Source organism: Chlorobium sp. (genome assembly GCF_021740465.1).
Classification (GTDB): domain Bacteria; phylum Bacteroidota; class Chlorobiia; order Chlorobiales; family Chlorobiaceae; genus Chlorobium.
In genome coordinates this window covers 17,083-29,554 of record NZ_JAIOZR010000026.1, presented here as the reverse complement: position 1 = coordinate 29,554, position 12,472 = coordinate 17,083, and the positions used below count along the sequence as shown (strand labels likewise).

General features: G+C 55.7%; 12 protein-coding genes. 7 read left to right on the top strand and 5 right to left on the bottom strand.

Features of this window, described 5'->3' with window-relative positions:
- Nucleotides 1-216: 216 nt before the first annotated feature.
- From K9G39_RS10130 to K9G39_RS10100, 7 genes are all read left to right on the top strand, one after another.
- Entirely contained in the window at nt 217-663 is a 447-nt protein-coding gene (locus K9G39_RS10130) for a DUF4395 domain-containing protein (RefSeq protein ID WP_292004807.1), read from the top strand.
- 80 nt (nt 664-743) lie between these two features.
- On the top strand, nt 744-2,033 hold the full coding sequence (locus K9G39_RS10125) for an O-acetylhomoserine aminocarboxypropyltransferase/cysteine synthase family protein (protein WP_292004806.1): 1,290 nt from the start codon (nt 744-746) through the stop codon (nt 2,031-2,033).
- Between the two features lie 61 nt (nt 2,034-2,094).
- Entirely contained in the window at nt 2,095-3,270 is a 1,176-nt protein-coding gene (locus K9G39_RS10120; protein ID WP_292004805.1) for an aminotransferase class I/II-fold pyridoxal phosphate-dependent enzyme, read from the top strand.
- A gap of 147 nt (nt 3,271-3,417) precedes the next feature.
- Nucleotides 3,418-3,630 (top strand): sulfur carrier protein ThiS, encoded by a 213-nt coding sequence (gene thiS / locus K9G39_RS10115; RefSeq protein ID WP_292004804.1) that lies wholly within the window; start codon nt 3,418-3,420, stop codon nt 3,628-3,630.
- Between the two features lie 17 nt (nt 3,631-3,647).
- Nucleotides 3,648-4,427, top strand: coding sequence for a thiazole synthase (locus K9G39_RS10110; protein ID WP_292004803.1), 780 nt, complete (start codon nt 3,648-3,650; stop codon nt 4,425-4,427).
- Nucleotides 4,424-5,491: a 2-iminoacetate synthase ThiH gene (thiH, locus tag K9G39_RS10105; RefSeq protein ID WP_292004802.1), complete on the top strand. Its 1,068-nt coding sequence runs from the start codon at nt 4,424-4,426 to the stop codon at nt 5,489-5,491. The genes K9G39_RS10110 and thiH overlap by 4 nt, the downstream gene beginning before the upstream one ends.
- A 24-nt stretch (nt 5,492-5,515) precedes the next feature.
- Nucleotides 5,516-6,259 carry a HesA/MoeB/ThiF family protein gene (locus K9G39_RS10100; protein ID WP_292004801.1) on the top strand — a complete coding sequence of 248 codons (744 nt, stop codon included), beginning with the start codon at nt 5,516-5,518 and terminating at the stop codon, nt 6,257-6,259.
- A 159-nt stretch (nt 6,260-6,418) separates the two neighbouring features.
- Here the strand turns inward: K9G39_RS10100 and K9G39_RS10095 are convergent, their stop codons facing one another.
- The 5 genes from K9G39_RS10095 to K9G39_RS10075 all read right to left on the bottom strand — a co-directional run bounded on the left by K9G39_RS10095 (nt 6,419) and on the right by K9G39_RS10075 (nt 12,258).
- Entirely contained in the window at nt 6,419-8,179 is a 1,761-nt protein-coding gene (locus tag K9G39_RS10095; protein WP_292004800.1) for a DEAD/DEAH box helicase, read from the bottom strand.
- Between the two features lie 244 nt (nt 8,180-8,423).
- Nucleotides 8,424-8,879: a hypothetical protein gene (locus K9G39_RS10090; RefSeq protein ID WP_292004799.1), complete on the bottom strand. Its 456-nt coding sequence runs from the start codon at nt 8,877-8,879 to the stop codon at nt 8,424-8,426.
- A gap of 65 nt (nt 8,880-8,944) precedes the next feature.
- Nucleotides 8,945-9,481: a 2'-5' RNA ligase family protein gene (locus K9G39_RS10085; RefSeq protein ID WP_292004798.1), complete on the bottom strand. Its 537-nt coding sequence runs from the start codon at nt 9,479-9,481 to the stop codon at nt 8,945-8,947.
- A 53-nt stretch (nt 9,482-9,534) separates the two neighbouring features.
- Nucleotides 9,535-10,338, bottom strand: a complete 804-nt coding sequence (locus K9G39_RS10080) for a DUF475 domain-containing protein (protein WP_292004797.1) — start codon at nt 10,336-10,338, stop codon at nt 9,535-9,537.
- Nucleotides 10,339-10,344: 6 nt separating this feature from the next.
- Nucleotides 10,345-12,258 (bottom strand): potassium transporter Kup, encoded by a 1,914-nt coding sequence (locus tag K9G39_RS10075; protein WP_292004796.1) that lies wholly within the window; start codon nt 12,256-12,258, stop codon nt 10,345-10,347.
- Nucleotides 12,259-12,472 lie beyond the last annotated feature (214 nt).

Genomic DNA, 12,472 nt, shown 5'->3' with positions numbered 1-12,472 from the left:
TTGACAAGTTCTCTCAAAAAAGTGCCTCCGAAGGGTCATCGGAGACTACAGGGCAGCAACAAGAAGCTGCATAACCAACCGGTGGGTTACCACCTTAAACTTGACCTTTTTTTGTCTGCTCAATGGGGTCCACTTCAGGGTATATTCCGAAAAAGCCGGTTCACAGTGCCAGAACCGGCTTTTTTATTTCAAAAAAATCAAACCACCGTCATAGCCATGTCAGTAAAATCATATGAAGAAAAGACCGCCTCGATTCCGGAGCCCATTGTCAGACTTAACCGCATTGTCCTGCTCGCCGGAGTGGTTGCGGCACTTGTTCTTCAGCAGCCACTGCTGATAACCTTGCTGTTTGTCATAATTTTGCCTGCCGTCATCTTTGGAAAAAGCGCAAGCCCGATCTTTCTGATCAGCTCACGGATGCTCTCCCGGCAGATTGAAGGCTCTGCGGCCGAGAGCCCTCGACTGATGCGCTTCAACAATGCCATTGCGGCTGTCCTGCTCGGATCCTCGCAGCTCGCGTTCCTTCTGGGAGTGCCCGCGGCCGGATGGATTCTTGCCGGCATGGTCGGAGCTGCCGCCGCTGTGGCACTCGGAGGATTCTGTTTCGGCTGCTTCCTCTACTACCAGTTCAATCTGCAGCGCTACAGGCTCTTTGGAAAATGACCGCCTGCTGCTAACTAAACTCTTCCGGGCAGGCTAAATGAGATAAAAAACCGCAACCCGGCAACTAAACAACAATACCGATGATCTCAAACAACTACCGCTTCGAAACGCTTGCCCTGCATGCAGGGCAGCCCGTCGACCAGACACAGTCCCGCGGCGTACCGGTATACCGCACCAGCTCCTACCTTTTCAAAAACACGGAACATGCGGCCAATCTGTTTGCCCTCAGGGAGCTGGGCAACATCTATACCCGCCTGATGAATCCGACCACCGACATCCTCGAACAGCGGATAACCGAACTTGAAGGCGGTGCGGCTTCCGTTGCGCTCGCATCGGGCACGGCGGCGATATTCTATGCCGTCATCACGCTTGCCGAAGCAGGCGACAACATCGTTGCTGCCAGCAACCTCTACGGCGGCACCTATACCCAGTTCGACGCCATTCTGCCGAAACTCGGCATCAACGTGACCTTCGTCAATCCCGACAAACCCGAAAACTTCGAGCGAGCGATAACGGAAAATACAAGGGCGATCTTCATCGAAACCATCGGCAATCCCGCTCTGGATTACACCGGGGTGCAGGCCATCGCAGATGTCGCCCACCGCAACGACCTCCCCCTGATCGTTGACGCGACGTTCACGACACCCTACCTGCTCAAAACCATAGAGCTAGGGGCCGATATCGTGGTCAACTCCCTGACAAAATGGATAGGAGGACACGGCGCTGCGCTGGGAGGGAGCATTACCGATGCCGGACGTTTTGACTGGAAAAAAGGCCGCCATCCGCTCTTTACCGAACCCGACGGCAACTATCACGGGCTGAGGTGGGCGCTCGACCTTCCCGAGCCGCTCGCTCCGATCGCGTTCGCCCTTAGGGTGCGCACGGTGCCGCTGAGAAACCTCGGATCGTGCATTTCACCCGACAACTCCTGGATCCTGCTGCAGGGCCTGGAAACCCTGCCGGTGCGCATGGCGCGGCATTGCGAAAACGCGCTCAGGGTTGCTGAATATCTGGAGCGTCATCCCAAAGTTGCATGGGTTCGCTATCCAGGCCTGAAAAACGATCCTTCTCATGCGAGTGCATCGAAAGACCTGAAAAAAGGGTTCGGAGGCATGGTGGTGTTCGGGGTAAAAGGAGGATACGATGCCGCCGTAAGCCTTATCGATTCCATCAGACTCTTTTCGCACCTTGCCAACGTGGGTGACGCCAAAAGCCTCATCCTGCATCCGGCAAGCACATCGCACAGCCAGTTGTCGGAGGAGCAGCAGCAACAGGGCGGACTATCCCGGGAACTGATCCGGCTTTCCATAGGGCTCGAACATCCCGACGACCTGATCGAGGCGCTCGGGGAAGCGCTTCATCCCTTGTAAATAAATCCGGCTGTATTACCTTGTAGCAGTATACGGGTAAGGCAACATAACAAAAGGCGCCATGCAGTTCGAAACCCTCTCAATCCATGACGGACAAACCCCCGATCCGCACACGGGCTCGGTAACCGTTCCGGTTTTTCAGACCTCGACGTTCGAGCGGGAAGATCTCTATCAGCGTCGGGAGTTCTTTTATTCAAGAATAGGAAACCCGACACGCCAGGCGCTCGAATCGACTCTGGCACTGCTCGAAAAAGGAAAATTCGGTCTCGCGTTCGCCTCGGGCGCCGCGGCCACCATGGCCGCCCTGCAGGTGCTCAGACCCGGCGACCATATCGTCTCCGGTCTGGACATCTACGGCGGAACCTACCGGATTTTCGAACAGCTCCTGCGCCCCTGGGGGGTCACTGTCTCCTACGCCGAAAATGAGGACACCGAGAGTTATGTCCGGTGCATCCGTCCTGAAACAAGGCTCATCTGGCTGGAAAGCCCCAGCAATCCGCTGCTCAGGCTTTCGGACATCCGGGAGCTGGCCTTGATTGCCCGGGAGCGCGACATTCTGGTTGCCGTCGACAACACCTTTGCAAGCCCTTACTTTCAGCGCCCGCTCGAACTCGGTGCCGACATTGTGGTGCACAGCACTACCAAGTACCTCGGAGGACACAGCGATGTGATCGGCGGTGCCGTGGTGCTCAACGACGAGACCCTGCACAAGACCATAAAAAACTATCAGGCCGCAGCAGGAGCCATACCCGGCCCATGGGACTGCTGGCTGATCATGCGCGGACTGAAAACCCTTAAAATCCGGATGAAGGAGCATGAGGCCAACGCCCTCCATCTTGCGAAGCTGCTTGAACGGCACCCGGCGATCGAGCGGGTCTGGTACCCCGGTCTCCCCTCGCACCCCCAGCACGAACTGGCCAGGCGACAGATGAGCGGTTTCAGCGGGATGCTGACCATTGCGCTCAAAGGCGGCCTGCCTGCCGTCGAGCGGCTGGTTGCCGGACTCTCGCTCTTCGCTCTTGCCGACAGTCTCGGCGGAGTCGAATCGCTCGTAGCATCTCCCGCGAAAATGACGCTTGGAGCGCTTTCGGCCGAAGAACGCCGGAAACGCGGCTGCAGCGACAATCTTGTGCGTATGTCGATAGGACTGGAACATGCCGGGGATCTCGAAGCCGACCTGCTTGCGGCACTCTCCGATCTGCCGCAGGCAGGCACCCTCGCTCCTTCGGGAGCCTGAAAAGCAGGAATGCCGCGGGCGACGACCAGCGGAACCGCCGGCTCGCGTTCAAAAAAAAGAGTCCCGAAGAAAGCCCGCCCCCAAGAGAATAGGGCAATTGTTCTTTCATCGTTATATTCAGCCGGACAGAAACCGCATATGCATGAAATGCCGCAAATAGTTACTATTCAGCTCAACGGGGAACCGTTCACGCTGCCCCGATGTTCCTCAGTCAGCGATCTGCTGACAACTATCGCTTCAGAGGGGAAAACCGTGGCAACCGTACTCAATGATCAAATCGTCCGTCCCGAAAACCGTTCGGCCGCCCGGCTTGAAGAGGGCGACCGGGTTGAAATTCTGATATTTGCCGGAGGAGGCTAACCCTCTCAACAACTCTTATGGATTCACTGCACTTAGGTAGCTATACATTCTCTTCCCGCCTGATTCTCGGAACAGGCAAGTTCAGCAGCTCAAGCGTGATGCTTGAAGCGATAAAAGCTTCCGGAACCGGTCTTGTCACCGTCGCGCTCCGGCGGTTCAACCGCGAACAACCTGAAGACGATCTTTTCACTCCGCTCAGCGCAATACCAGGCATCACGCTCATGCCCAACACTTCGGGAGCCTCGACGGCCGCCGAAGCTGTCCAGGCAGCCCGTATATCGAGAGAACTCTCAGGCAGCCCGTTCATCAAGGTCGAGATCCATCCCAACCCGCAGCATCTCATGCCGGACCCCATCGAAACCTACGAGGCATCGAAAATTCTCGCAAAGGAGGGATTTCTCGTCATGCCCTACATACCGGCAGACCCTGTGCTTGCCAAACGGCTCGAAGAGGCCGGATGCGCCTCCGTCATGCCGCTCGGCTCGGCGATCGGCAGCGGCCAGGGGCTGGCAACCGCGGAAATGCTCCGCATCATTATCCGTGAAAGCAACATACCCGTCATTGTCGATGCGGGATTGCGCTCTCCCTCGGAAGCGGCGCTTGCCATGGAAATGGGATGCGGTGCCGTACTCGTCAACAGCGCCGTAGCCGTAGCCGGCGATCCACCCGCCATGGCCGAAGCCTTTGCCGAAGCCGTTGCCGCCGGACGCAAGGCCTTCAGGGCCGGTATCATGCAAAAAAGCGGTATGGCAGTCGCCACAAGCCCGCTCACCGCATTCCTTGGGCCGGCATCATGAACGCCCTGCTGCCCGAATGGCTGAACCCCGGCCCCGATGAAGCCAGCTTCAGGGAGATGCTCGCACCCGATTCGCGATGGACGCTTGAACTTCTTGCCGCGCAGTCCAGAGCCATAACCCTGCGCCGGTTCGGTCGCACCATGACGCTCTACGCGCCGCTCTACCTTTCGAACCACTGTTCGAGCGGCTGCGCCTACTGCGGCTTCGCCTCCGACAGGACAACCCCGCGACGGCGCCTTGAACAGGAAGAAATCCGAAAAGAACTCGCAGCCATGAAACGCCTCGGCATCAGCGACGTGCTGCTGCTCACCGGAGAGCGCACCAAAGCCGCGGATTTCGACTATCTCAGAACCTCCGTTGCCACGGCCGCAGCAGACATGCAGCGCGTAACGGTGGAAGCCTTTCCCATGAGCGTCGCTGAATACCGTGAACTGGCGGAGGCGGGCTGCACCGGCATCACCATCTACCAGGAAACCTACGACCGGGCCCGTTACGCCGAACTCCACCGGTGGGGCCCCAAAAAAGATTTCCTCGAACGTCTCGACACCCCGTCGCGCGCACTGGAAGGAGGCATCAAAACCGCAGGGCTCGGCGTGCTCCTCGGCCTGGCAGATCCGCAGGAAGACGCGCTCATGCTCTACCGCCATCTCCGTCATCTCGGAAAAACGTACTGGCGGGCAGGCCTTTCGCTCTCGTTCCCCCGCATACGGCCGCAGACCGGCAGCTACCAGCCGCCTTTCACGATAAGCGATCACCTGCTGGCACGCATGATCTTTGCCTTCCGCATTGCGCTGCCCGATGTGGAACTTGTGCTCTCTACCCGTGAAAGCCCGGCTTTCCGCGACGGCATGGCCGGACTCGGCATTACCCGAATGAGCATTGCAAGCCGAACCACGGTCGGAGGCTACTCCGATACGGAGTCAGGCGACCGTGGGCAGTTCGACATTTTCGACGACCGCTCCGCCGAAGCCTTCTGCAAGGCTTTGCGCGAAAAAAACATCGAACCGGTCTTCAAGAACTGGGAGCATGCCTATAACGGCCCCTCATCGGCGGAAAAGAGCTGAAAGAGCGCCTGAAAACATGAAGAAATGGAACTGAACGAAAGGCAGCGCGAGCGGTACGGGCGCCATCTCTCCCTGTCGGAAATAGGAGAAGAGGGGCAGATAAAACTGCTTCGGGCAAAAGTTCTGGTGGTCGGAGCCGGAGGGCTCGGTTCCCCTGCGGCGTTCTATCTCGCCGCGGCAGGCATCGGCACCATCGGAATCGTCGACGGCGACAGGGTGGAACTCGGCAACCTGCAGCGCCAAATCCTGCATACAACACCCTCCGTCGGAACCCTTAAGGTATCATCGGCAGCGGAACGGCTCAGGGCGCTCAATCCCGATACCAGGCTCACGCTCCATCCCTTCCGGCTCAGTGCGGCAAATGCAGCGGAAATCATCGCAAGATATGATTTCGTGATTGATGCGACCGACAACTTCAGGGCGAAACTCCTGATAGCCGAAACCTGCCATATGGAAGCGAAGCCCTACTCTCATGCCGGCATAAGCGAGTTCTCGGGACAGACCATGACCGTCAATCCGGGTGAAAGCGCATGCCTCCGGTGCGTATTTCATGAAGGGAAAATCCATGAAAAACAGATTCCGACGGGGCCGCTCGGCACCCTTCCGGGAGTCATGGGTGCCATACAGGCCACCGAGACGATCAAGTATCTGCTCTCGATCGGCACGCCCCTGTGCAACACGATTCTTACCTATAACTGTCTTTCAATGACCATGCGCAGGGTTCCGGTAAGCCGCGACCCTCAATGCCCTCTCTGCGGAAAAGCATAACGGACAGAGCAGGAAAACCCTGTCCCGTCAGGCCCCCGGAAGCGCTACCCAGGGCTCGACAATAAAAAAAAGACCTGCAGAAACATGTTTTCTGCAGGTCTTTTCGTTCTGAAAAAGTCTTTTTGGAACCCCGTTTCGGGAAGTTCCTGCTACGCAAGGTTACTTGCGCTTCTTTTTATGTCCGGTGAAATACGAGGGTTCACTGCGAAAATCCGATTTCGGTTTCGGCTTTCTGGCGGAACCGTATGACGGTTTGGCACGCTCCTCCATTTTCGTCGGCCGCAGCTGCCGCCCGCAAACCCGCACCTTGCGCAGTTCGTGAAAAACATCGTTCGGCATTCCTTCGGGAAGCTCGACGGTACTGAACGAATCGTTTATGGAAATTCTTCCGATAGATTCGGGATCGAGGCCGATCTCATTGATGATGGCGCCGAGAATATTTCCGGCTTTGACGCCATGCTCGCTGCCGACCTCGAGACGATAGCACTCGCGGCCCTCATCGGCACTGTATCCGTCTTTCTTCTGCTTTCTGACTGGGCCCCGGTCTCTTTCCTGACGGTCATGACCCTCCTGTCGCGGTGCCCGTTCAGGCTTGGCTGAAAGCAGCAGCGGTGTTTCGCCCTGAAACATCGAAGCGAGGGCGGCTGCTGCCTCGAGTTCGGAAACGTCGTGCTCGCGGCAGTACTGTTCGATCAGGCGTGTGTAGAATTCCAGGTCTTCGGCAGCGATGGTATCGGTAATGCGCTGCTTGAACTTCGCTATGCGTTTGTCGTTGATGATTTCCGTCGAGGGAAGCTCCATCAGCTCGATCCGTTTCCGGGTAGCCTTCTCGATGGCGTAGAGCATGTTTTTTTCTCTCGGAGAAACAAACAGAATCGCTTCACCGCTTCTTCCCGCACGTCCGGTCCGACCTATCCGGTGAACGTACGACTCCGTATCGGAGGGAATATCGTAATTGATAACATGGCTGATGCGATCGACATCGAGTCCCCTTGCCGCGACGTCGGTGGCAATAACGATGCTAATCGTGCCGTCCTTGAGCTGATCGACCGTCCGCTCCCTCTGGTTCTGAGCCATATCCCCGTTCAGTGCCGAAGCGGCATATCCCCTGGCCTGCAGCTTTTCGGCAAGTTCGAGCGTCATGGTTTTGGTGCGAACGAAAATAAGTATCCCGTCGAACGGCTCGAATTCGAGAATACGGGTCAGCACATCGAGCTTGTGGCTGCCGCCGACAATCCAGTATCGCTGGCGGATGGTCTCGACGGTAGTCGTTTTGTTCTGGATGATTACTTCGGCAGGGCTCTTGAGATGTTTCTGGGCGATACGGCGGATCGGCACCGGCATGGTCGCCGAAAAAAGAGCCACCTGACGGCTTTCGGGTGTCTGATCGAGAATCCATTCGACATCGTCGATAAAACCCATACGCAGCATCTCGTCGGCCTCATCGAGCACCAGGCACTGGAGCGCATCAAGCGAGAGCGAACCGCGGCGCATATGGTCCATTACCCGTCCGGGTGTACCGACAACCACATGTACCCCTCTTTTGAGCATGCGCAGCTGTGTTCCGTAATCCTGGCCGCCGTAGATCGGCACCACATGAAAACCTTTCAGATACTCGGCATACCGGTGAAAAGCCTCGGCAACCTGAATGGCGAGCTCCCTGGTCGGAGTCAGCACCAGCGCCTGGGGTTCCGCTTTCGAAAGCACGATATTGGAAAGCACCGGCAGCGCGAAGGCTGCGGTTTTTCCGGTACCGGTCTGCGCCTGACCGAGAACATCACGACCCTCGAGAAGCAGGGGAATGGTCTGCGCCTGAATGGGAGTAGGCTTCTCGTAGCCGACCTCTTCAAGCGCCCTGAGCAACGGTTCAGCCAATTCCAGACTGCTGAACTTCAAAACGGATGCATTTTCTTCAATCATACTGTCCTTTTCCTGTAATAAAATTATTAACAATGCTTAAAAGCATTCACTGGAGTGGCAGCCATGCAGGAAAGGAATAATCTGAAGGAGAGTTTTGCCCGTCAGGAAAAAAATCCTTGCAAACAGGTAGACAGTAACGATCTGTAGAAAAGCAGAAATATGGACACCTGATCTTTCTTAGCATCTTCACCACGCGGTCAAATGCGAATTTATAGATACGAATTTATCCGGTCAATTACGAATATTATTTCCCAAGGCCTCCGGACACGGAGCCGGGAGGCAACACTGCGGAGGGTAAAGCAGGAAAACGTATTTTCAGTTTCCGGAAATAATCCGGACTGTCGAGGCATTCGGGATTATCCAGCTCCGAACAGGCCAGTTCCGCAATACGCCAGACACCCCCTGATTTTCTCAGCAAAGCCGAAACTCCTTCATACCGGTTGCGCCCGTCAGGCGACTGAGGTCGCGTTTCCGCCCATGCCCAGCCTTCCTGCACCTTGAGATAACTGACCACAAAAACTACATCGAGCCGGTGCAGGCGGGAAATTTCATGCCTCATCGCACCAAGTATCTGCCGCCGCTCAGTACTGCCCGGCGGAGGCTTAAATGCCGATTGCGGTTTTCCCTCCGCAATTCCGGTAAACAGCAGCAGGAAAACAAACATGCCTGTTATGCGTTGTACCGAAGCAAACGGCTTCATTTGAAACTGTTTTACCATAGTTCAAAAAGAACGACATGCAGCAACAATAGATTCCCGTCCCGATTTCACAACGGCTCGCTGCCTCCGAAACGGGCGTCGCACAGAACACGGTAGAGTGCCCCTGAAGGCCGCAGCTCCGACTCGTAGAGTCGTACCCTGTCGAACATGCCCCTCCATGCAACCGTGAGGGTTTTCCGGTAACCATCCAAAGCGGTTTCAGGCCATGAACGTGCGGCAGGCGAAAGACGGGCAATGGTCATATGCAGAAAAAAGGGGCGCGTAATTGACTGTTCCGGAACAAAATGGGCTGCAAGCACGTCATGAAGCTGCAGAAGCGGTTCGGGAGCTCTGCCTGCAGCCCAGAAGAGACGTGGATGCCGCTCGTCGGGACCGGGAGAGATTGCGTGAAAATCCAGCGTAAAAGGGGAATATCCCGAAGCTGTTTCGGAAATCATCCGGCAAACCGGATCGATATCCCGGCACTGCCACGGGGGCACGAGAGTAACGTGCAAGTGTTCCGGAGCGATCCACCGAACGGCTCTGTCAGAAAAACCGCGGCTGTATCGCTTAACCTCCCGCCGCAGCTCTGCGGAAGCCGGCATACCGATAAATACCCTTCGGAAATCGTTCATCAATCAGGAAAAGAGAACGGTACTCAACACTCGGCATCCTGCCCTTTCGGCTGCATTCGTGCAGGCACATTAAAAAGCAGACTGCTGAGGACAGGAATAAAAAATACGGCTACCGTCACGGCCGAAGTCAGAGCATCGGCTTCATGACCGCCGAGAAACCTGCTCAGGTAAGCCCCTGGATAGAAATGTTCGAACACCGACAGCGAAAGCTTCACGCCGAGAATACCAAGAACGATGAATGCACAGGTCTCCAGAAACGGATACTGCTCCATCAGGAAGACGAACCCCTGGGCAACGAAACGCATGGCGAGAATTCCGATAAACACACCCAGCCATATGAGCAGAATATTGTCGCTGAAGGCTACCGCTGCAAATACATTGTCGATGGAAAAAGCCAGATCCATCAGCTCGATAAGAATGATCGTTGACCAGAAAGCGCCCAGAGAGCCGACGGTGACCCGGTAAAACCAGTTATCCTGCTTGTCGAAATAATCGTCCTGCAAGCTGGCGGTTTTGCGCCCCTTCCACCAGTCGGCAACCAGATAGAGCAGATAAAGGCCTCCGAACGGCTTCAGCCACCATATCTTTACCAGCACTGCCGCAAACAGCAGGCAGACGCCCCTGAACAGATAGGCTCCGAGAATGCCGTAGCGCAATGCGGCCGAACGCTGCTTCGGCGGCAGATCCATAACCATGGTTGCCAGTACGGCGGCATTATCGACCGAGAGCAGACTCTCGATCAGAATCAGGTTCAGCACGACAAGAAGCGAGGGAACCGGATTATCGATTATCTGGCGAAGCAGATCGTGAAGAACGGAAAAATCCATAAGCAATCAGATTTGAACCTGCATACCGATTTCAATCACCTGACCTGAAGGCAGATCGTAGTAACCTGTGGCACTGATGGCGTTGCGCATCATCAGGGCATAGAGCTTCTTTCGCCACAGGCCCATTTTCGACTTCAGACCCGTGACGATTTTCTCGCGGCTCAGGAAAAAGCTTGTCGCCTCGAGACGGAAATGAAACCCTTTGTGATGGGCAAGCGAAAAGACCTGCTGGATGCTTGGCGACTCCATGAAGCCGTAACGGGCGACCACCTTGTATATTCCGTCCCCGCACTTGACCACCTCGACCTTGCGGCTGTTGGGAACCCTCGGCACCCGTTCGGTGCTGAAATGAAACAGGGCGACCTCCGAATGCAGGATCTTGTTATGGCGCATATTGTGCAGCAGCGCTACCGGAATCACATCGGGATTGGCAGTAAGATAGACTGCCTGGCCGCTCACCCGCTGGGGCTGCTGCAGGGCAAGACTCTGTATGAACTCCTCGACGGTCAGGGTGCGGTCCTTGAGCTGTTTCAGCATAAGACTCCTGCCCTGCTTCCAGGTATAGAGCAGCGTAAAGATAAACAGACCTATCACCAGGGGAAACCATGCCCCATGCAGCAACTTGCTTGCGCTTGCCCCGAAAAACGACAGATCGATGATGAAAAAGAATGTTATCATCACGTCGATCGCAAGCTTGTTCCATTTCCATATATCACGGGCCACATAGTAGAACAGCACCGTGGAAATCAGCATGGTCGCCGTCACGGCAACACCGTATGCCGCAGCAAGCCTGCTTGAAGAACCGAATCCGATAACCAGACTGATGGTTGAAACCATCAGTCCCCAGTTGGCTGCCGGAACATAAATCTGCCCGTAATGACCGGCAGAGGTGTGACGAATGGTGAGGCGGGGAAAATATCCCAGCTGGATCGCCTGTTGGGTCAGCGAAAACACCCCGGTAATGAGCGCCTGGGAAGCGATGATAGTAGCCGTGGTCGAAAGAATCACCATGGGAATGAGGCCCCAGGAGGGAACAAGCGCATAGAAGGGATGGTGCGATTCCTGTGGCGAAGCGAGCAGGAGAGCACCCTGCCCGAAATAGTTGAGCAGCAGCGAAGGCAGCACGAATAAAACCCAGGTAAGGCGAATCGGGGTTTTTCCGAAATGGCCCATATCGGCATAGAGCGCCTCGGCACCGGTTACGGAAAGAAATACCGCACCGAGTACCAGAAATCCCTGAATATTGTTTTCAAGGAGAAACCGGAAACCGTACCAGGGGAAAACCGCCCTGAGAATCTCGGGATACCTGACAATCTCGATCAAACCGAGAATCGCGATGACGGCAAACCAGACCATGATGACCGGTCCGAAAAATGCCCCAACCTTGGCCGTGCCGTGATGCTGCATGAAGAACAGGCCGGTAAGAATCACCACGGTTACCGGTATGACCAGATTCTTGAACGTCGGTGCTATGATCTGCAGCCCCTCGACCGCGCTGAGCACGGAAATGGCCGGAGTGATCATGCCGTCACCGTAAAGCAGGGAAGCACCGAACAGTCCGATCGCGACAAGGAACCACCGCTCATGCCTGTTCTTTCGGCTATGGCCGATAATGAGCGCGGTCAGCGCCAGAATTCCACCCTCTCCCTCGTTATCTGCCTTCATGATGAAGGTCAGGTACTTCAACGAAACAATAAGAATCAGTGCCCAGAAGAGCAGCGAAAGCACTCCCAACACGTTATCGTGAGAGACCGCAATACCGTAATCACCATGAAAACACTCCCGGATAGCATAGAGTGGACTGGTGCCGATATCGCCGAACACCACACCGAGAGCTACAAGAGAAAGCGAAGCAAGGCCTTTGAAACCAGGGCTGCCGGATAAATGAGGTAACTCAGCGCCTTCTTGTGAAGTTGCCATGAACGAAAAAGCTTCTTGAAAAAATAGGCCCCGTAACTTGAAAAGCAGAGCCCGAAACCATTTGAAAAAAGCGGACGGAGCACGGACTCACACACAGGGAAACAAAAACGAATTTACGGAAAAAGAATCCGGTTAATCAAACAATCAGCCATAAAAGAACCTGAATGCGCTCCAGGGACGTCACCAACACAACAAAAATACCGTAACCCTGCAA

Excerpts from the sequence above, each read along its gene's own strand:
- K9G39_RS10130 (WP_292004807.1), top strand. The coding sequence starts at position 217 with ATGTCAGTAAAATCATATGAAGAAAAGACCGCCTCGATTCCGGAGCCC.
- K9G39_RS10125 (WP_292004806.1), top strand. The coding sequence starts at position 744 with ATGATCTCAAACAACTACCGCTTCGAAACGCTTGCCCTGCATGCAGGG.
- K9G39_RS10120 (WP_292004805.1), top strand. The coding sequence starts at position 2,095 with ATGCAGTTCGAAACCCTCTCAATCCATGACGGACAAACCCCCGATCCG.
- thiS (WP_292004804.1), top strand. The coding sequence starts at position 3,418 with ATGCCGCAAATAGTTACTATTCAGCTCAACGGGGAACCGTTCACGCTG.
- K9G39_RS10110 (WP_292004803.1), top strand. The coding sequence starts at position 3,648 with ATGGATTCACTGCACTTAGGTAGCTATACATTCTCTTCCCGCCTGATT.
- thiH (WP_292004802.1), top strand. The coding sequence starts at position 4,424 with ATGAACGCCCTGCTGCCCGAATGGCTGAACCCCGGCCCCGATGAAGCC.
- K9G39_RS10100 (WP_292004801.1), top strand. The coding sequence starts at position 5,516 with ATGGAACTGAACGAAAGGCAGCGCGAGCGGTACGGGCGCCATCTCTCC.
- K9G39_RS10095 (WP_292004800.1), bottom strand. The coding sequence starts at position 8,179 with ATGATTGAAGAAAATGCATCCGTTTTGAAGTTCAGCAGTCTGGAATTG.
- K9G39_RS10090 (WP_292004799.1), bottom strand. The coding sequence starts at position 8,879 with ATGAAGCCGTTTGCTTCGGTACAACGCATAACAGGCATGTTTGTTTTC.
- K9G39_RS10085 (WP_292004798.1), bottom strand. The coding sequence starts at position 9,481 with ATGCCGGCTTCCGCAGAGCTGCGGCGGGAGGTTAAGCGATACAGCCGC.
- K9G39_RS10080 (WP_292004797.1), bottom strand. The coding sequence starts at position 10,338 with ATGGATTTTTCCGTTCTTCACGATCTGCTTCGCCAGATAATCGATAAT.
- K9G39_RS10075 (WP_292004796.1), bottom strand. The coding sequence starts at position 12,258 with ATGGCAACTTCACAAGAAGGCGCTGAGTTACCTCATTTATCCGGCAGC.